Raw genomic sequence first — 18293 nt, 5'->3', positions numbered from 1 at the left:
TGTAGAGCATTAGCTCTAAAAAATAATGAAAAAAGGCACATCATTGCCGATAACTAAAAGTTAGAAGATATGTTAGAGATAGCTGTAGGCTCGGCATTGATGTATTACTTTGCCAAAGAGTCCTTCGATTTAAAAGAAAAGCCAGTCGGAACAGTTCACTATACCGAAACATTGGATTCACGAAATGATTCCTTTACTCGGATGCACCGTGAATCTGTAAAAATTAAACCTGCCATAGAAGATCAATTTCGAGGCATCGTTCGGCAAGCCTACGACTACAGTTGTGGTTCGGCGGCCTTAACTACTTTATTAAATGGTTATGTAGGTACACAGCTGACTGAGCAACAGACCATGAATGGTTTGCTGAAATTTGGTGAAACTGAAAAAATTATCGAACGTCGAAGTTTCTCCTTATTAGACATGAAACGTTTTGTCGCTGCTGTCGGGCTAGACAGTGGGGGCTACAAAGGTGAGTTTTCAGATTTAGTTAAACAAGGTCAACCTGCGATTGTTCCAATTTCATATGCTGGCTTTAAACATTTTGTGGTTTTTAAAGCCTATAAGGATGGGCGTGTTTATGTCGCAGATCCAGCACTTGGGAATATTAGTTTCGATGAAGTTCGTTTTCAAGAAATATGGGAAAACAATACTTTATTCTTAATCAATGTTGCACCTGAGCAACGTAAAAATTTATTGGCTTTGCAAGATACAGACTTGCGACATGTTGAAGATGCAACCGTGAACCGTTATGCATTGGTTGATATTCAATATCCGCAGTTTTATATGGAAAAAATTGCGGACAAAGCATCTACGATACGACTTGATAAAAATATGAATGAAGAGTCGGAGTCTTATGGTAAATCGAATTACAACTTTCTAAGGCTTTACTATAAGAGTAAATAATTAGATGAATGCGTATAACAAAGCGTCAAGATTAAAAAAATAAAAACGGTGGGAAGGAACATGAATCGTAAATGGATGAACAAAACACTACTAGCCATGAGTATTCAAGTGGTGATGGGGGTTGCATATGCAGCTGAAGAGCCAAGTCTAGGAGAGTATGATCCGGTTGAGCAAGAGACAGTTGTTGAAGAGTCGGCATCTCCTGTTACGGCAACCCAAGCTGATACTACACATGAAGCTACTGCCGAGCCAGAAATTGGACAGTATGAATCTGTAGAAGAGCCCGTACAAGCTGAAATGCCACAATCCGAAGTCGCTACTGCCAATGAAAAAGCATCGACAGCACTTCAGCAACAAGAAGGTGATGCGAGCCAAGAAGCGAATTTACAGGAAGTATTTAGCTCGAATGAACGTCAGTATTCATTGATTAAAAAAGGTGAAATATCATCTTTTTACGATATAGATTACACCTATTACCGTGATACACAGCTTGATATGGAAATGGCACAAGGCCAGCTTTATCAACTACGTGTACAAGAAAATGCAACACATTCGATGACCAATACATTTACCGTGCAATACGGTGTAATGGATAATTTGACATTCTCTGCATCTTTGCCTTTAGTGGCGAAAACTGATTTATTAAAAGATACTTCAACTGCAGGTTTAGGGGATATTTCTTTAGGCGCACGCTGGGAACCATTCCCACTGAAGCAAGGTCGTTTGCCTCTTATTTTATTTGGTAATTTGTCCACGAAAACTGGTGATAGTCCATACGAAATTAATGCTGTAAATGATCTAGCAACAGGTAAAGGTTACTATTCTGCAGGTATCGGTGCCAGCACACGTAAATATATTGATCCCGTTGTGTTGTTTGCATCCGTCTCGGCAAACTATGGTTTCAAAGAAACTGACTTAAACCAACGTCGTGGTTCGCGAGTCATTGAAGAGTTTGAACCGGGGATTAGTGGCGGTTTTGCATTCGGTTTTGCATACTCGTTTAACTACGATGTTTCCCTTACCATGTCATATCAACAAAGTTTCAATACCGGCGCAGAATTTACGTATAGCAGTGGCGAATCCTATTCACCTGCAGACCAAACCAGTTCAACTCTAGCGATTTCTTTAGGTGTACGTGTATCTCCAGAGACCATTGTGAATGGTACGGTGGGGTTAGGTTTAACTGAAGATGCACCAGATGTGTCATTAGGGTTGTCTTTCCCGTTGGATATTCTAGGTTTTGGAAAAAAACTTCGTTAAGAGGGCTGTCGTATGCGTAAAATTCGACTCAGCCCACTTGTTAGTGCGATCGTTTTAACGGGCTGTTCTAGTGCTGCTTTTGCACAATTGGGTACCAACCTTTCAGTTGATGTACGGTCACTTGCATTAGGTAATGCAGTAACTGCGGATCCTCCAGGAATTAGTGCAGTACATTTTAACCCTGCAGCATTAACTAAGATTGAAGGTTTGCAAACAGATATGCAGGGCATCATTGCAAACTTTGATATTCAACGTGAATTTACCGTTCCTGCGGGTTATAACGTTTTTGGTTATTCAGATGATCCATTAGTCTGTAATGATGGTCCTGAAGTGACGGCTGATATTTGTACGGACTTTAAAGATAAGGTTTCTGGTGATGTTGAATATGCATCCTTATATGTACCTGTCTTAAAAAAGATGGTGGATTTTGGTGCTGGACAACCCATTGCCGCGCCAACGATGGGGATTGCCTACAATCCACCGGGTTCTAAAGCAACATTCGCATCAGCTGTTTATGCACCTTTGATTGCGGGTTTTGGTGCTGAAAATGGTAACCCAGGTAATTTCATGGGGCAACAAGTTGCTCTAGAGCGTATTACTTATCTATCGCCAACAGTAGGCTATCAAGTCAGTGATGAGCTATCGATTGGTGGTGGTGTGGGGATGTCCTATCAAGCCATTGGATTGAAATCTGACCTGCGATTTCCCAATGAATTGATCGGCATGTTAAGGATGATTGATGAAGTCGTCTGTACACCATTTAAGGAAAATTCGGACATTATTACCGACATCTTGCTATTGGGGATGTGTAATACCGAAGAAGGGATGAATCCATTTGGCAAATTTGGTCAGATGGAATTGGCTTTAGAGCAGTCACTGAGCCCAAGTTACAACTTAGGGGTTTTGTGGGAGCCACGCGAAGATTTTAGTTTTGGTATGGTGTACCAAAGTGCAGCGAAAATGCGCATGAAAGGTCGTTATCGCATACAAAATGCGAAAGCACCTCAGGAGATGATTAAGGGATTAATGTCATCACCAACAGGTCAAATTTTAGCTGCAATTTTAGGTTTCCCAAATGCTGTGCCAAACTCGGAGTCGGGTTTGGTTTCGATGGATTTTGAATATCCACAGCACGTACAGGCCGGGATCAAATATAAGGTTATGCCTGATTTACAAATCAATTTTGATGTGGGCTGGACCGATTATCGTGCTTGGGACAAATTCCGTTTTGAATTCGACCGTCAAATTTCAGCGCTGAAAATTGCAAAATTATTATCTGAAAATGTGACCGATAATTCTTTGGCCTTACCTTTGAAATTTACGTCGCCTTGGAACTGGGGCATCGGTATTGAATATTCAGCAACAGATCGTTTGAAATTGCGTGCAGGCTATGAACCACGGAGTACCTCTATTCCTGACGGTAAGCGAAATACCATGGTACCAATTAATGGTGCGCAACTCTTTGGTATGGGGATTGGATATCGTTTTGATGCAGATACGGATCTAGATTTATCAATCGGCTTTTTACGCAGTAAAGATAATATTCCAGCGAATGGTAGTAGTCTGGCAAACTTAACCGGTGTGAATAACATACTTTTAAACCCATATGCTGGAATGAATGTAAAAACCGATACGAAAATCACCATCCTAGGATTAAATTACAGAACTCGTTGGTAGGATAAGCAGACAGAATGAAAAGGATTTTATTCATAAAAACGTTACTTGCACTGTCTGTGGTGCAAGTGTCGTATGCCTATGCCGGGGCGTTTCATACCATTATTGGGCCGGATGGGCGCCCAATGGTGGTACAAATACAAGAAAAAGCTGTAAAGAAACTCAAAGAAAGTTCTATAGCTAAAATGATTGATTCACCATCTGTACAGCAACACGTTACTCAACCATCTGTAAGCATTAGTCCGTCTCAAACCAAGACACCGATGACGCGTCAAACGAGTCCAACAGCACAGGCTGCTGAACCGGTGAAGTTTCAGAGTTTAAGTACACGTGAGCCGGAAAAACGGGATGATAATAAAGCTGTCGCAGTCGATAAAATTAAAGAGGTCTCAGGTGATAACGTTCCCAAATCTGAAAAATCAGTACAAGAGTCAGGTACTTCAACAAAAGTTGTACCTTCAACCATATGGACCGAAAAGTTACAGCAATCAGAGCTAACCCAACCTAGTGCTCCGTATCAGGCCAAAGTTCAGGCTGAAAAAGATAAACCTATCGTCGAAAAAAAGATCCTTGCTGAGAAAGTTGTTAGCACTGATAAAGCCGTACAATCTTCAGGTGAAAACTTAGAAAATCATCCTTCAAAACAATCGGCTAAGGCAAAACAAGAGCAAGGCTTTTCGACGATGGCTGGTGAAAAGTATGTCAATAATGAATATCTTGAAGATAAAGAGTTTAACTTAGAAGGCAAAAAGCGCTTTTACACCATGCCCGAAGGCGTTATTGATAGCAAGATGGGGCAAACGCGGATGCAAACCATTGAACGTGAAAAAGGTGTCAGTCGCTCCGTCATTGATAATTTATTTAAACGTAATCAACCCGAAGATACAGGCCCAATCACTTTAGCCACATCATATTATCGGGTGTCACAAGCTGATACCATTCAAGGTTTAGGTCAGCAATGTTTTTCAAATAAAAAAATGAAGAAAGCCAAAGAGCTTGACTTGGCACAAGATATTAATTTATGGCCTCGAGCGCCTTTATCAGACGAATTTGACTATGAAGTCGTAAAACTAAAATCACCATTACAAAATATTCGTATACATTCATTTGCATCCAAAGTACAAAATCCTACATTTTATTGGCCATTTGCGGTATTTTTAGACAAAAATGGATGTGTCATGGAAGGCGCAGGTGGATTCAAAAATAACCAAGGTGAAGCGGATCATCTTTACCATGAAAAAATTGAAGGCGTGATTCAAGTGCCTAAAGGTAGCCAGTATTTATTTTTAACGCCTTTAGCAACAGCAATTGACGTCGATGGTCGCGTATTAACCAATCAAGGCCAACTTAAATTAACAGCAATCCGTTAAGGACATAAAAAAGAGAATTAGGATGAAAAATAAAATTTTATTACCGTTTGCTTTAACGGCATTGGTTGCAGCGCTCAGTGGCTGTGGCGGTGAAAGTGCAAATGTGAATCCTGAAATTTATGATACCAGTACGACCAATGGTACTTGTAAAAGTAATACCGAAGGCTGTGTTGAGTTCGTTTTAGATTATCCAATTGAAGGTCTGAATTTTAATTGTTCGAGCGACGTTAAAAATACCTACATTACTTTATTTGATCTAAAAGAAGGTGTTTCGACAGGTGCTTGTAAGATTGGCGATACGGTAACTTTCTTTGTCCAAGGTGAAAAATCACGTCGAATTGATTTGGGTAAAGTAGATTTGAAGCAAATTTCCAATGTAGCCAGTGGTACGACACCTCCACGCTTGACCTTATTGGATTTGGCAGCTGGCATCGCGGGTAAACCTGCTGCAACGATTGCAAATACCGACGCAACGGTTAAAGTGGCCATGCGTTTGGCTAAAATTATTCAAGCCTTGGCTTTGAAAAATAACAGCGCAGTTACAGCTACAGATATCCAAGCGGTTTATATCAACAATGCAGATAAAGTATTGATTGATCAAATCACTCGAAATGTCGCGACAGCAGATTTCAGTATCAGTTCAGATACGGAATTTAATGACTTGTTTACACCTTGGCTAGACCTGTCCGAAGTCAGCAATGAAAATGCATTTACCTTAGTTTCAAAACTCATGAATATCTCAACGGCTGCGGTATATCAGCCTGAGTTTGCGTTATTTTCAACTGATGGCGTAATTACCAATGCCAGTGGTTCAAATGGACTGGTCGGCTGTGACAAAAATGAATGTTTGCCGACCGATAGTTCAAAAGTCAATTTATTTGGTCATTTCATGTTAATGACGGACCGCCAAGGTATGACTTTTGGTAGTGGTTTACAGTGGAAGGGCAAAGTTGATCAACAGTTGAGTACCATTGGTGGTGTGAATGTCTTGCTCTTGACACAGGTACGACCAACACGTTTAACAGCAACGCCACAGGACAATTGGATTGATCCGCTTACCAAGCAAATTGATAGACCTGGCATTCTGGGTTTCCGTTTTGATGCAGAAGAAGCCAACTCTGGCCCTTTGATTATTAAACAAGGGACGCTACTTGCCGACAAAATGGTGGTCGGTACAGGTGGAAGTTTATATAAAACGTTAATGGCTAAAAAAGATGATTATGTTCTGACGGCCGATGATAAGAAAAAATTAGGTCTTTGGGAGCAAAACATTAACCAAGTGCAATTTAAAGGCACGATGGATTTATACAAGCTTTATCCGCTGTCGTATTTAGACAAAAAAGTCTTTAAGTCTGTTGAAAATGTTGCTGCTGGACAAAATTATATCTTCCCCTTGTATGCAGATTTAACCTTTAAATTTACCGATACTTCGATTAAAACAGTGAAATTGGGTGTGGTGATTGACCGTAATGGTGATATTCGCACAAATATAAAATCTGGCGTGCCAGACGATGTATTTACTCGTCAAGATAGCCAAATTGTCGACTTGTCTACACACGCGACGGAAGGCTGTAGCGGAAAAGATGTGCTTGACCCACTGTTAATGAAAGATGACAAAGGTGTACAGCAATATCGTATCGGAACGACAACCCGTACCTTTACGCCTGAAGGAAATATCAATCCAAATACCATTTCGATTCGTATGATTTTAGCTGACCCATATTTCCATACGCTTGATGGCGCGCTGATTGGAATGAACTCAAGTGTGAAAACTTCAGCGGATACATCAATGGTTGTAGGCGGTGCTTTAGTGCAGTTACACAATATGATCAATGCCAATGCAGGCACACGTCCCTCTGGCGTTGCGTTGACGGATTCGGATAATAAAGTGGTGAAGTGGGGGAATAGTTTGGCCAGCTTTAGTTATATTTATAGCTTAAAAAATCCAAATGATACAGCTGCGGCTCAAACGGCGAAGTTAAGCGGTGGTGATATTTCTTTAGAATTGGCTCCTTGTTACACCATCAAGGCAAAATAATCATCAAATATGAGTAAAATAAAAAAGCCCATCTTATGATGGGCTTTTTTAATTAAGAGATCTGTAAATTAACCTGTGTGATCGAGTCGCGTACCAAGGGTTTCGAGATGCATTTCAAACTGACCTGTTTTGCGGTCAGCAAAATAATGCCGCAGCGTTCTTTCCACACTTGGAAAGGCTAAATCATCCCAAGGAATATCTTCTTCACTAAACAATCGTGATTCAATGGTTTCATCACCCGCACCAAATTCACCATTGATTAGTTCAGATTTGAACAAGGCATAAATTTGCCCAATACGGGGAATGTTATACATGCAATATAGTTGCTCAATGTTGACTTCTGCTTCGGCTTCTTCGCGAGTTTCACGCGCTGCACCTTGCTCCATTGTCTCATAGAGTTCCATATAGCCAGCGGGTAATGTCCATAGCCCATAACGTGGCTCAATCGCACGACGGCAAAGTAAAACTTGATTGTCCCAAACGGCTAAAGCACCACAAATAACTTTAGGATTCACATAATGAATAAACCCACATGCGGTACAAATACGGCGTATCTGATGATCTCCAAGCGGGATCGCTTCTTTTGTTTTTTGTCCGCAGTTTGAGCAAAAGTTCATATTCATCGTCATGGATTGTGTGAGCCGTCAGAATAACTTAAAAATAAAACTTTGGCATCATTTCTAACCAGCTTGGCCGAAATTCAGCTATGATGAAAACAAGATAATTATAAGGATGTAATGTGGATGGATGAGGGTTTATTGACTCAGCGATTGCAGCAAAGTTTACGTTTTTCTAAGCGTATTCAACCTGCGCATGCTGCTGTATTGATTGCGATTACCCAAGAAGATAATCCACGTATTTTATTGACCCGCCGCTCTCTCTATATGAATAATCATGCAGGTGAAGTGTCCTTTCCTGGTGGTAAACGTGATGCTCAAGACACCAGTAATATCGTGGTGGCTTTAAGAGAAGCCCAAGAAGAAACCGCTCTAAATCCATTTGATGTGCAGCTTTTGGGTGATTTACCGATGCAAAAAGCACGGAATGGGATGTTGGTTAAACCGATCGTGGGATTGATCCCGCCTGACGTAAATTTAATACCTCAACCCACTGAAATTGACCGTATTTTTTTTGCATCATTAAGACAGCTTTTAGAAACACCGCCAACGCCATATGAAGTTCGTTTTGCCCAGCAATCGCTTTATTTTCCCAGTTTAAGAATCGAAAACGAAATCGTATGGGGCTTGACTGCACGGATGCTGATTTCCTTATTTCAATATGGTCTGAATTATCAAAAAGAATGGCCTTTTTTATTAAATTCTCCTTCATTTCATTTGGGCCGTGAGCCATAAATCATTTTTAGAAAGTCAAAATAGGATGTTTGATCATGTTGTACAAATTTCAAGGATATAGCCCGAAAGCCACGCATCAACCTTGGGATGGTTGGGTTGCAGAAAATGCAACGGTCATTGGGCAAGTTGAATTAGGCCGAGAAGTGAGTGTCTGGTTCGGAGCCGTCATTCGAGGGGACAACAGTCGTATCAAACTGGGTGATTTTACCAATGTACAAGAAAATGCGGTGCTGCATACCGATGCGGGCATTGAAATGATCATTGGCGATTATGTCACGATTGGGCATCAAGCCATGCTACACGGATGTACCGTAGGCGATAATAGTCTGATCGGAATCAATGCCGTGGTTCTAAATCATGCTGTGATTGGTAAAAATTGCATCATTGGTGCGAATGCTTTAATTCCAGAAGGGAAGGTGATTCCGGATAATTCTGTTGTGATGGGTTCACCGGGTAAAGTCGTCAAGACTTTAGATGAACAAGCCGAAGCACGTCTAAAAATGAGTGCCATGCAATATGCCGCTCATTTTAAACATTTTACTCAACTCGAAGTCGCTGAACTTTAGAACGCTATACATGGTAAGCAAAAAAGCCTCGACGTTTGTCGAGGCTTTTTTATAGATTAAATACAGAAAGCGCTGAGTCTGTGGTGGAAAATCTCGCGAACTGCGATGGAGTGGAGTATCATATTCAACGTTTTTTAAGATTAAATTTAATTAAGGTTGCGCATGAAATTACTGGCATTGGAAACTGCCAATGAGCAGTGTTCCGTCTCGATTGTAGATGAAACTCAAGAGCTTTATTTTCAACTCGATTTACGGGCAAAAGCGCAGACGCAAACCATTCTCCCAATGATTGAGCAAGGGCTTAATCAAACTGCTATTGAGTTAGCGGGTTTAACTGCGATTGCCTTTAGTCGTGGGCCTGGCTCATTTAGTGGTGTTCGTATTAATGCAGCGGTAACACAAGCCTTGGCATGGGCCAATGACGTACCTGTTGTTCCAGTATCAACTTTGCAAGCTTTGGCTCAAGCGGCGCATCGTGTACATGGTTTGACTGAAGTAACGGCAGTCCTTGATGCACGCATGCAAGAAGTGTACATCGCAAGCTATCAACTCGATGCCAATGGCATTATGCAGGCTGTAGATGAAGAACAACTATTAAGCTACGCAGATGCCACACCGCAGATCAAATTTACCGTTGTGGGTTCTGGTAGTGAGCTCATTCAATCAGAACAAACACAATACAAAGACTTAAGTGCAACAGCACAAGATATTGCTACTATTGCCCGCGAAGCGGCGCAAAGAAAAGCATGGGTGAGTGCTGAACTTGCATTGCCCGTATATTTACGAGATAACGCCTGGAAGAAAATTTCAGAACAAGGCAAGCCATAATTAGGGTTATATATGGATCTTCTACTGCTGCTCAAAGCGGCAATCATGGGTATTGTTGAAGGTATTACCGAATTTTTACCGATTTCAAGTACAGGGCATTTAATTCTGGCTTCAGAATTAATGAACTTTTGGACCAAAGAAAAAAGTGATGTTTTCGTGATCGCAATTCAAATGGGTGCGATTGCTGCGGTGATTTATGAATACTGGGGCCGCCTGTGGGGCGCAGCAACCGGTATGGTGACTGGCGAAGAAAAAGGTCGCCGTTTAGGTTTTGGCTTAATTCTCGCTTCGATTCCAATCGTGTTGATTGGTTTGACGTTTGGTCAGACGGTGAAAGAGCTACTGTTCAATAACATTGCGATTGCTATGGGGTTGATTATCGGTGGTTTGATCATTATTTGGATCGAAAAAAATCCACCGCAGGTGCGTGCCAAAGAAGTAGAAGATTTAACCATTAAAGATGCGATTTGGATTGGTTTAATTCAAGTTTTATCTTTAATTCCTGGGACTTCACGTTCAGGTGCAACTATTATTGGTGCTATGTTCTTAGGGGTTTCTCGTAAAGCAGCCACTGAGTTTTCATTCTTTTTGGGTATTCCTGTTATTGTCGGTGCAGGTTTACTGGATTTATATCAAAGCTATGATGTATTTCAAGGCACTCAAGATTGGACGGTAATCGCCGTTGGTTTAATCGTTTCATTTGTCTCTGCATTGATTTTAATTCGTGCGCTTGTCGCTTATGTGGCAAAACGTGATTTCATGATTTTTGCGTGGTATCGAATTGTTTCAGGGTTATTGATTTTATTGTTCGCATTTACAGGCTGGAAATTATGGTAAGCGAAATCCGCTTATACACAGAACAAGAGTTTCATGAGAAAGCACAGCAGTATTCTGCTGTGCTTTCTTCACGTGGTGTATCTGTAAATATTGAATTGATTGAAAAATTAAACGCGCGTTTTTTACGTTTAAATCCTGAATTGAGTTTGTGTGTCGATGCAGATGGCTTGTGGTTGGCGGCCAATGGCATGAAGATGCAACCCGATTGGAAAGCAGAAGTTGGGCGTTTAAAGCGAGCATCCTTAAAGTCCGAGATGATTGCACGTGCATGTAATTTGGCTGAAAAACCACAGCTTGTGGATGCAACTGCAGGGCTAGGGCACGACAGTCTCTTAATGGCCCATTTGGGTGCTCATGTGACCCTTGTGGAACGTCATCCGATTTTATTTACCCTATTGGAAGACTCACATCAACGTGCGCAGCAAGATGCGTTTTTAAGTTCGGTTGTGGCTCGAATTGAATTGGTCTTTTCAGATTCGGCAGATTATTTGAAACATTTATCGACGACCAATCAAATCTTTGACGTGGTTTATCTCGATCCTATGTTTCCGCAGCGAGATCAAAACCAGCAAGCCGTCAAAAAGCAAGCTCAGGTCAAAAAACAAATGCAATTATTGCATTTACTGTTACCTGAAGATGGTGAAATGGATTTAGGTGATAATTTACTGGATTTAGCACAAAAAATTGCTAAACGTGTCGTGGTTAAACGTCCACGATTGGCGGTTTTTTTAGCGAATCAAGAGCCACAACATCAGTGGCAAGGCGATGCTTGTCGCTTTGATGCATATTTCCAACATGATCTTGTGACTTAAAATGATATTTGCTTCAATATTGTTCAAAGATTTGTTATATAGTTAAAAAATAGCATTGCTAAAAACGACATCAGGCATAAAATTATTTGTGCAATTAAGCAAGCCAAGGCCACCATCAGAACTCTATGATTGATTTCAAACCCTCCATCAATTTTTGGCATGATTTTAAAAGCAACCAAACTGCGGGGATGTGGTTATTTTTGGGGTCTCGTCGTTCTTTACAAATCGTTCGACCATCGATTTTACAATTGGTGTTTTGGGGGATTTTAGGTGGTTGTGCCAACAGTTTATTTAGTTGGCTCAGCACTGGGCGTATTGGCGAATTTAATGCACAAGGTCTCATTAGCTACGCATTGTGGCCATTTATTGCTTTAATCGTGGGGATTTTCCTGTCACAACGTGTGAATAATCCACGGTTAATGTTGGTCCCAGCATTGCTCTGGTTGGTGCTTGATACGCACATCATGCTGTTTCAATGTTTGATTCAATATTTGGGAGATCTCGATTTTCTCCCATACTTCCTGTATGACTACATTCCCACGTTATTCATTATTCTATTTGTTTGGCAAAGTCTGGCTGTTGTTTGGGTGTTTTCACGTGAGCTGAAATGGCCATGGTGGGAGCGTGCACTGATTATGGGTGCGACGCTATTTACTTTGGTCGTGTGGCAAGTCTCAGTCAAAGATCAGCCGATTTGGAAAGTTGAAGAAGTTCCTCCAAGCTTTGCTGAAGATGCATTTTATGCACAAAGCCGTTTACTCAATAAATCTTTAGACGCAGTGGAATATGGTGAGTTTGCCCAATCCCATTGGTACTTCTTAGGGGTGGCAGGTGCGAGTTATCAAGATGTCTTTAAACTGGAAATTGAACGGATTAAAGAACAATTTGATACACGTTTTGGCACCTATGGGCGTTCGGTTGAACTTATCAATAACCCTGCAACGCGCACTGAAATTCCGCTAGCATCTAAAACTAGTATGGAGTTGGCGCTGCGTCGTATCGGTCAGCAGATGAACCGAGAAAGTGATGTCTTATTTTTATATATGACCTCACATGGTTTACCAAATGTCTTTGAAATGGAAAATGCACCTTTGGATTTGGCGCAAGTCGATCCTAAATGGTTAAAAGAAGCCTTGGATGCATCCGGAATTCGTTGGCGTGTAATTGTGATTTCTTCATGTTATTCAGGCAGTTTTATTCCAGCGCTACAAAATGATAATACTTTAATCATTACTGCATCGGCAGCTGATCGACAGTCTTTTGGCTGTTCGAATGAAGCTGAATACACCTATTTTGGCCGTGCGTTCTTTGATCAGGCGATGCGTGAGCAGACCAGTATTCAAGCGGCATTTAATGAAACCAAAGCGACTGTTGCGAAATGGGAAGCAGCGCAAGGTTTCGAACCTTCTGAACCACAGTGGTCGATGGGGAAAAACATGGCATTAATGTTGCCTCAATTAGAACAACGATTGTTCCCGCCGACAACTACTGCACCGGCTACGACGGTTACGCCTTAAAAGATTAAAAAAGTTTAGGATAAAGATCATGGAATTAGTACAACGAAATACTTGTTTTGCGGGTGAGCAGCGCATTTATCAATTGGATTCTTCAAGTCTAAAAACCCCAACAAAGTTTGGTATTTTTCTGCCAGAAACAGCCTTGCAAGGCCAAGCGTGTCCTGCATTGTTTTATTTGGCGGGATTAACCTGTACTGAAGAAACCTTTGCCATTAAAGCGCATGCTCAGCGTTTAGCTGCGCAGCTTGGCCTGATTTTAATCAGCCCTGATACTTCTCCACGTGGGGAACAGGTGGCGCAAGGCGATCATTGGGATATTGGGCAAGGCGCAGGCTTTTATATTAATGCAACGGAACAACCTTGGGCCGAGCATTATCAAATGGAACGTTTTATCACTGAAGAATTGTATTCGTTGGTACAGGCTAAATTTCCGGTACAAAAGGGTGCGATTGGCATATTCGGACATAGTATGGGCGGTCATGGTGCATTAACTTTAGCGTTGAAGCATCCTGACCTGTTTAAATCGGTTTCTGCTTTTGCACCGATTTGTGCGCCGAGTCAGTGTCCTTGGGGCGAAAAAGCCTTTAGTCAATATCTAGGTTCAGACCGTCAGCAGTGGCTTTCGCATGATGCTATGGCTTTAGTGCAAACTAAAGGGGCTTTGTTTAAAGCCATTTTGATTGACCAAGGCATTGATGATCAATTTTATAGCCAGTTAAATCCGATGTTGTTTCAGCAAGCGTGTGAGCAAGTTGGGCAGCCACTCGAACTGCGTGAACATGTTGGCTATGATCATGGGTATTATTTTATTCAAAGTTTTATGGACGATCATTTGCAATTTCACGCTGTCCAATTGCAAACAGTAGTTCATTAATTTAAAAGCCAGTGGTTAAAAAAATATTGAGGCATAGCTTGCTTTGATATACGTATAAATAAAGCATGGTGATGTGCATTGCCATGCAAATGAATAAATTCGACATACCAAAAAAAATAATTTAGGGTACTTATGCAAAATTCACAAATGGAAACGCCGCTTCCGCCAGAGCTGCCCGTGATGAATCCACCGAGTCTATTTGGTGAGACAGAACAGGCTGATGTTTTGGGACGAAATTATCATTTTAGGTTTAAAGGTAATGCGTCTGAATATTTCGGTATTTGGATTGTGAATATCTTACTGACGATTGTCACGCTTGGACTTTATGCGCCTTGGGCAAAGGTCCGCCGTTTACGTTATTTTTACGGTAATACTTGGGTATTTCAGCGTCGTTTTGACTTTACCGGTTTGCCTACAAAAATTTTAGTTGGACGAATCATTGCGTTAGTGGTCTATGGTGGTTTCTCTTTTGCTATAAAGTATTCTTGGGAAGCTTTCTTAGCGGGCTTTGTCCTGATCTTCTTTGCGGTTCCTTGGCTCATTCGATCTACGATTCGTTTCCGTGCTCGCAACAGTAAGTTTAGTAATAGCCGATTCTTTTTTTCAGGGACAAATAAAAGCGCATATTGGTGCTTTGTTAAATGTCTTGCGGTGGTTGTCTTTACCCTTGGATTGTTTACACCAGTTGCGGTCTGGCTATATAAACGTGAATGTCTGAATCATTTGTATCTGGGGCAGTTGAAATTTAATCTGAATAATACGTGGGGCGATTATATGCGCGCCATGTATGTGCCTTTATTTCTGTTTATGGGCTTTGGTGCATTGCTGGCAGTAATCTTTGCAATACTGTTTGGTAGTTCAGATGGTTTAAATGACGCATCTTATGTCTTCATTATTTTTGGTATGTATTTGATTGGCTATATGTTTATTTGGCCACTCACAGCTGCACGTATTTTTATTACCACTTGGAATAACACCACGTTGAGCCGCAGTCAGTTTCATACGGACTGTAATCAATGGCGCTATGCATGGATTGTCTTGAGTAATTGGTTGGCTAAAGTGATTAGCCTCGGTTTACTGACACCATGGGCAGTTGTGCGACTATATAAATATCAGACGGAATCTTTGCATTTAATGTTGGTCGATGATCCAGACCAATTACAAAATCAAATGCAGCAAGATCACAATGCAATTGCTGAAGAATTATCCGATATTTTTGACCTAGATATTTCCTTATAACACAGGTGAATTACATGAAAACATCAGTAGTGAATGCAACCTATTATGATGGGAAAGTGTCAAAACCCTTTGTTGCTCAAATCAGCGCAGATGGGGAACATGCCGTGATTGTGCGTTATGGTCAAGACCTAGAACAAACGCAGCATTACACCTATCAAGATATGACGCTGATTGGAGCGTTAGGTGATATTCAGCCAGTGATCGAGTTAAAGGACGATGCTCGTTTAGAGTTTCATCAATCCTTGCCGGAGTGGTTTAATCTCGATGTGAAGTCGCGTTGGCATTCGATTTGGAAATTAGAGCGTTCACCTTCTCTAATCATTTTTAGTGTGATTTTTGTGGTGGCTTTTGCTTTTGTCTTGATTAAATGGGGCATACCTGCGGCGTCACATGTGGTGGCCAATCAACTGCCTGAGACCGCTTTAACGAGTTGGGGCGATCAGGCGGAAAAATATATTATCGATATGACTGAACCCACAAAATTGCCACAAGCACGCCAAGACAAACTGAAACAAGAATATCAACAATTGGTGGCTGAAAATCGTCCTGCGAAGTTGTTATTCCGCGGTGGTGGTAGCATCGGTGCAAATGCATTGGCGATACCCAATAACACCATTATCGTGACAGATGAGTTGGTTAAATTAGCGAAAAATGATTATGAGCTCATAGGTGTGCTTGCCCACGAGCAGGGGCATTTAGTTCAACGCCATAGTTTGCAGCAAAGTTTGTCAGGTTTAGGCATCAGTATTATTTTGTTGATGATTACAGGGGATGGCTCAGATATTCTCACCAGTTTACCGGTTGCTGCGGTAGGTGCAAGTTACTCACGAGACTTTGAATCTGAAGCAGATTTATACGCCCTAAAACAACTTTCAAAACATCAAATTCCAACGGCACATTTTGCAAACTTCTTACAACGTATGGAAGATGAAGCTGACGGTGAAATAGCAAAAGAGAAAGGTGCAAAGGATGAAACTGCCAAAGATCAGAGATCTTGGACAGATTTCTTTGAGTCACATCCAGCGACGAAAGCCCGTATTGATGCAGTTAGAAATTATCAATCACATCAGCATTGAGTGAAAGGCTTTGACAATATGGCGACGTAGACTACGGTTCGCGTTGCCATGTTGCACTGAGTTCTTCTTGTCCCATACGGATCAAATGATCTAAAACCACATGTTCCAATTGATCTAGATTTGCACTTGGATCTTGGGCTGAAATTACTACATCTAAAAAAGCAGCTTGTGGTAAAAGATTGACCTCTGCAGAGGGTAGTTGAATCTTGAATGCAGTATTTTCTCCAATGAGCTGTTCATTGACTTCAAATTTATGTTTCCAATGATTGACTAGGCGTTTAGCAACACGCGCTGCTTGGGCGGTGGTGATGTGTGTTGAACTTTTCATAGATGCAATTTTATTGTTAAGTCGTCAGTCCTTTAACTTAGCAAAGTACATAGATGCCCGTTAAGTCTAAAAATGCAACGCTGTGTTTCTATCCCTGAGATCTTTATCCATATTAATCACTGATGTTACGCACGCAAAAAATAATTTTGCATTTTTAAAATGATATTTAAGTCAATTCGACTGAGTCTTACATCTAGGGCTTAAATAAAGGGATTAGCCTTCGGCTGGAGGTACTCTTACGAAACGATGATTCTCATTAGGCAAAATGAGAAGCGAAGCTTCGCAAGGAAACCATCTTGCAGAGCAATGCTCCTCACCGCAAAACTCGCTTTCTAGCGTCTATTTAATTAAAGTATTGCAAAAACATTTTTGATTAGAAGTCGTGCTGTCTCAAACAAATGCGGATGACGTTACCGCGTATCTTTCTTTTATTTGAACCAATTACGCTTCTGATATTACTGCGTAACATCAGTTCATCCTAGGTTTTTTTATTATAGAGATCTCAATCATCAGTATCGAAAAAAACGACTAAGGGCATGGGCAGCGAATAGGGGGACAATTTGCTATAATGCGTCAATCACTCCCTTTTCAAAGCTAGGTTTTTCATGTCCAAGCCATTCTTAATCGCACCTTCAATTTTGTCAGCAGACTTTGCGCGCTTAGGTGAAGAAGTTGAAAATGTTCTAGAAGCCGGTGCAGATGTTGTTCATTTCGATGTCATGGATAATCATTATGTACCGAACTTAACTTTTGGTGCGGGCGTTTGTAAGGCATTGAAAAAATACGGCATTAAGGCGCCAATTGATGTGCATCTAATGGTTTCACCGGTAGACCGTATGATTGGTGATTTCTTGGAAGCTGGCGCAGATATCATCACTTTCCACCCAGAAGCGACTGACCATATTGACCGCTCTTTACAGTTAATCAAATCTGGCGGTGCGCAAGCGGGCTTGGTGTTTAACCCTGCGACACCTCTGCATTATTTAGACTACGTTTTAGATAAAGTTGACCAAGTCTTGTTGATGAGTGTGAACCCAGGTTTTGGTGGTCAAAAGTTCATTCCAATGACCTTGGAAAAGCTGCGTCAAGCACGAAAAATTATTGATGCTTCAGGTCGTGATATTCGCTTAGAAGTGGATGGTGGTGTTACTCCAGCCAATATTCGTGATATTGCTGAAGCCGGTGCAGACATGTTTGTTGCAGGTTCAGCGATTTTTGGTAAGCCTGATTATAAAGCTGTGATTGATGACATGCGTTCAGAGTTGGCAAAAGTGCATGCTCAAGAGGCTTAAGCCTTTGGGTATAAGTTATTCCTCGCTTGTGGATAACTATATGGATAACCGTATGGATATCTGTGTAGATAACTATATGGATAACTTGGATAAATTATAAACGATTGTGCATCAATGGTTTAATAATTAGACGTATTAAGTATAAAAAGGACTCAATTGAGTCCTTTTTTTATGGAGTAAAGTGTTTGAAATGCTGTATGTTTATTAGGGTGTGTTGACATTTACAGCCGATAAATTGAGCTAAAGAGGCAACCATATAAATATACAAGCTAAAGCAACAGCGCTTTGATAGTTACGTTTTAGCTTATCGTATCTTGTGGCAATTCC

Annotated in this window: 17 protein-coding genes and 1 pseudogene; 15 read left to right on the top strand and 3 right to left on the bottom strand. The window is 41.1% G+C overall.

The window, feature by feature from the left end:
- Positions 1–69: 69 nt before the first annotated feature.
- The 5 genes from FTV11_RS15400 to FTV11_RS15380 are packed head-to-tail and all read left to right on the top strand — an operon-like array spanning position 70 to position 7245.
- Positions 70–903, top strand: a complete 834-nt coding sequence (locus FTV11_RS15400) for a C39 family peptidase (protein WP_180026920.1) — start codon at positions 70–72, stop codon at positions 901–903.
- A gap of 60 nt (positions 904–963) precedes the next feature.
- Complete coding sequence (locus FTV11_RS15395) at positions 964–2163, top strand: hypothetical protein (protein WP_180009927.1); 1200 nt, start codon at positions 964–966, stop codon at positions 2161–2163.
- A 12-nt stretch (positions 2164–2175) separates the two neighbouring features.
- Positions 2176–3840: an OmpP1/FadL family transporter gene (locus FTV11_RS15390; RefSeq protein WP_168378502.1), complete on the top strand. Its 1665-nt coding sequence runs from the start codon at positions 2176–2178 to the stop codon at positions 3838–3840.
- Positions 3841–3854: 14 nt separating this feature from the next.
- Positions 3855–5207, top strand: a complete 1353-nt coding sequence (gene filE, locus FTV11_RS15385) for a putative pilus assembly protein FilE (protein ID WP_180026919.1) — start codon at positions 3855–3857, stop codon at positions 5205–5207.
- A 22-nt stretch (positions 5208–5229) separates the two neighbouring features.
- Positions 5230–7245, top strand: coding sequence for a hypothetical protein (locus FTV11_RS15380; protein WP_180026918.1), 2016 nt, complete (start codon positions 5230–5232; stop codon positions 7243–7245).
- 68 nt (positions 7246–7313) lie between these two features.
- Here the strand turns inward: FTV11_RS15380 and FTV11_RS15375 are convergent, their stop codons facing one another.
- Positions 7314–7862, bottom strand: coding sequence for an NUDIX hydrolase (locus tag FTV11_RS15375; protein WP_078192366.1), 549 nt, complete (start codon positions 7860–7862; stop codon positions 7314–7316).
- A 126-nt stretch (positions 7863–7988) separates the two neighbouring features.
- Between FTV11_RS15375 and FTV11_RS15370 the strand changes: the two genes are divergently transcribed.
- The 9 genes from FTV11_RS15370 (at position 7989) to FTV11_RS15330 (ending at position 16346) form a co-directional block, all read left to right on the top strand.
- Positions 7989–8597: a CoA pyrophosphatase gene (locus tag FTV11_RS15370; RefSeq protein WP_078192365.1), complete on the top strand. Its 609-nt coding sequence runs from the start codon at positions 7989–7991 to the stop codon at positions 8595–8597.
- Positions 8598–8632: 35 nt separating this feature from the next.
- Positions 8633–9163 carry a gamma carbonic anhydrase family protein gene (locus tag FTV11_RS15365; RefSeq protein WP_180026917.1) on the top strand — a complete coding sequence of 177 codons (531 nt, stop codon included), beginning with the start codon at positions 8633–8635 and terminating at the stop codon, positions 9161–9163.
- A 162-nt stretch (positions 9164–9325) separates the two neighbouring features.
- Positions 9326–9991, top strand: coding sequence for a tRNA (adenosine(37)-N6)-threonylcarbamoyltransferase complex dimerization subunit type 1 TsaB (gene tsaB, locus FTV11_RS15360; protein ID WP_078192363.1), 666 nt, complete (start codon positions 9326–9328; stop codon positions 9989–9991).
- A gap of 12 nt (positions 9992–10003) precedes the next feature.
- Positions 10004–10828, top strand: coding sequence for an undecaprenyl-diphosphate phosphatase (locus FTV11_RS15355; protein ID WP_078191179.1), 825 nt, complete (start codon positions 10004–10006; stop codon positions 10826–10828).
- A complete protein-coding gene (locus tag FTV11_RS15350; protein ID WP_218947269.1) occupies positions 10822–11640 on the top strand; it encodes a class I SAM-dependent methyltransferase in 819 nt (272 codons plus the stop codon). The genes FTV11_RS15355 and FTV11_RS15350 overlap by 7 nt, the downstream gene beginning before the upstream one ends.
- Positions 11641–11765: 125 nt before the next feature.
- Positions 11766–13157 carry a C13 family peptidase gene (locus tag FTV11_RS15345; protein WP_168378508.1) on the top strand — a complete coding sequence of 464 codons (1392 nt, stop codon included), beginning with the start codon at positions 11766–11768 and terminating at the stop codon, positions 13155–13157.
- 28 nt (positions 13158–13185) lie between these two features.
- Complete coding sequence (gene fghA, locus FTV11_RS15340) at positions 13186–14031, top strand: S-formylglutathione hydrolase (protein ID WP_180074346.1); 846 nt, start codon at positions 13186–13188, stop codon at positions 14029–14031.
- 132 nt (positions 14032–14163) lie between these two features.
- Complete coding sequence (locus tag FTV11_RS15335) at positions 14164–15270, top strand: YjgN family protein (protein ID WP_180023102.1); 1107 nt, start codon at positions 14164–14166, stop codon at positions 15268–15270.
- A gap of 14 nt (positions 15271–15284) precedes the next feature.
- Positions 15285–16346 carry a M48 family metallopeptidase gene (locus FTV11_RS15330; protein ID WP_168378511.1) on the top strand — a complete coding sequence of 354 codons (1062 nt, stop codon included), beginning with the start codon at positions 15285–15287 and terminating at the stop codon, positions 16344–16346.
- Positions 16347–16377: 31 nt separating this feature from the next.
- Here the strand turns inward: FTV11_RS15330 and FTV11_RS15325 are convergent, their stop codons facing one another.
- Complete coding sequence (locus tag FTV11_RS15325) at positions 16378–16674, bottom strand: DUF2218 domain-containing protein (RefSeq protein WP_168378512.1); 297 nt, start codon at positions 16672–16674, stop codon at positions 16378–16380.
- A gap of 605 nt (positions 16675–17279) precedes the next feature.
- On the opposite strand from FTV11_RS15325, the gene rpe reads away from it, so the two are divergent.
- A complete protein-coding gene (gene rpe / locus FTV11_RS15320) occupies positions 17280–17966 on the top strand; it encodes a ribulose-phosphate 3-epimerase (protein ID WP_078192356.1) in 687 nt (228 codons plus the stop codon).
- A 240-nt stretch (positions 17967–18206) separates the two neighbouring features.
- Here rpe and FTV11_RS15315 read toward each other — a convergent pair.
- Positions 18207–18293, bottom strand: a pseudogene (locus tag FTV11_RS15315) (IS5/IS1182 family transposase); the annotation flags it as partial.

Origin of the sequence: Acinetobacter sp. YH12231, from assembly GCF_013417755.1 — a bacterium.
In the GTDB taxonomy this organism is placed as follows: Bacteria; Pseudomonadota; Gammaproteobacteria; order Pseudomonadales; family Moraxellaceae; genus Acinetobacter; species Acinetobacter amyesii.
This window is presented reverse-complemented; position numbering and strand designations above follow the sequence as displayed.

Coding starts and splice junctions, on each gene's coding strand:
- FTV11_RS15365 (WP_180026917.1), top strand. CDS start 8,633: ATGTTGTACAAATTTCAAGGATATAGCCCGAAAGCCACGCATCAACCT.
- FTV11_RS15355 (WP_078191179.1), top strand. CDS start 10,004: ATGGATCTTCTACTGCTGCTCAAAGCGGCAATCATGGGTATTGTTGAA.
- filE (WP_180026919.1), top strand. CDS start 3,855: ATGAAAAGGATTTTATTCATAAAAACGTTACTTGCACTGTCTGTGGTG.
- FTV11_RS15350 (WP_218947269.1), top strand. CDS start 10,822: ATGGTAAGCGAAATCCGCTTATACACAGAACAAGAGTTTCATGAGAAA.
- FTV11_RS15380 (WP_180026918.1), top strand. CDS start 5,230: ATGAAAAATAAAATTTTATTACCGTTTGCTTTAACGGCATTGGTTGCA.
- rpe (WP_078192356.1), top strand. CDS start 17,280: ATGTCCAAGCCATTCTTAATCGCACCTTCAATTTTGTCAGCAGACTTT.
- FTV11_RS15335 (WP_180023102.1), top strand. CDS start 14,164: ATGCAAAATTCACAAATGGAAACGCCGCTTCCGCCAGAGCTGCCCGTG.
- FTV11_RS15400 (WP_180026920.1), top strand. CDS start 70: ATGTTAGAGATAGCTGTAGGCTCGGCATTGATGTATTACTTTGCCAAA.
- fghA (WP_180074346.1), top strand. CDS start 13,186: ATGGAATTAGTACAACGAAATACTTGTTTTGCGGGTGAGCAGCGCATT.
- tsaB (WP_078192363.1), top strand. CDS start 9,326: ATGAAATTACTGGCATTGGAAACTGCCAATGAGCAGTGTTCCGTCTCG.
- FTV11_RS15330 (WP_168378511.1), top strand. CDS start 15,285: ATGAAAACATCAGTAGTGAATGCAACCTATTATGATGGGAAAGTGTCA.
- FTV11_RS15345 (WP_168378508.1), top strand. CDS start 11,766: ATGATTGATTTCAAACCCTCCATCAATTTTTGGCATGATTTTAAAAGC.
- FTV11_RS15375 (WP_078192366.1), bottom strand. CDS start 7,862: ATGAACTTTTGCTCAAACTGCGGACAAAAAACAAAAGAAGCGATCCCG.
- FTV11_RS15395 (WP_180009927.1), top strand. CDS start 964: ATGAATCGTAAATGGATGAACAAAACACTACTAGCCATGAGTATTCAA.
- FTV11_RS15325 (WP_168378512.1), bottom strand. CDS start 16,674: ATGAAAAGTTCAACACACATCACCACCGCCCAAGCAGCGCGTGTTGCT.
- FTV11_RS15390 (WP_168378502.1), top strand. CDS start 2,176: ATGCGTAAAATTCGACTCAGCCCACTTGTTAGTGCGATCGTTTTAACG.
- FTV11_RS15370 (WP_078192365.1), top strand. CDS start 7,989: ATGGATGAGGGTTTATTGACTCAGCGATTGCAGCAAAGTTTACGTTTT.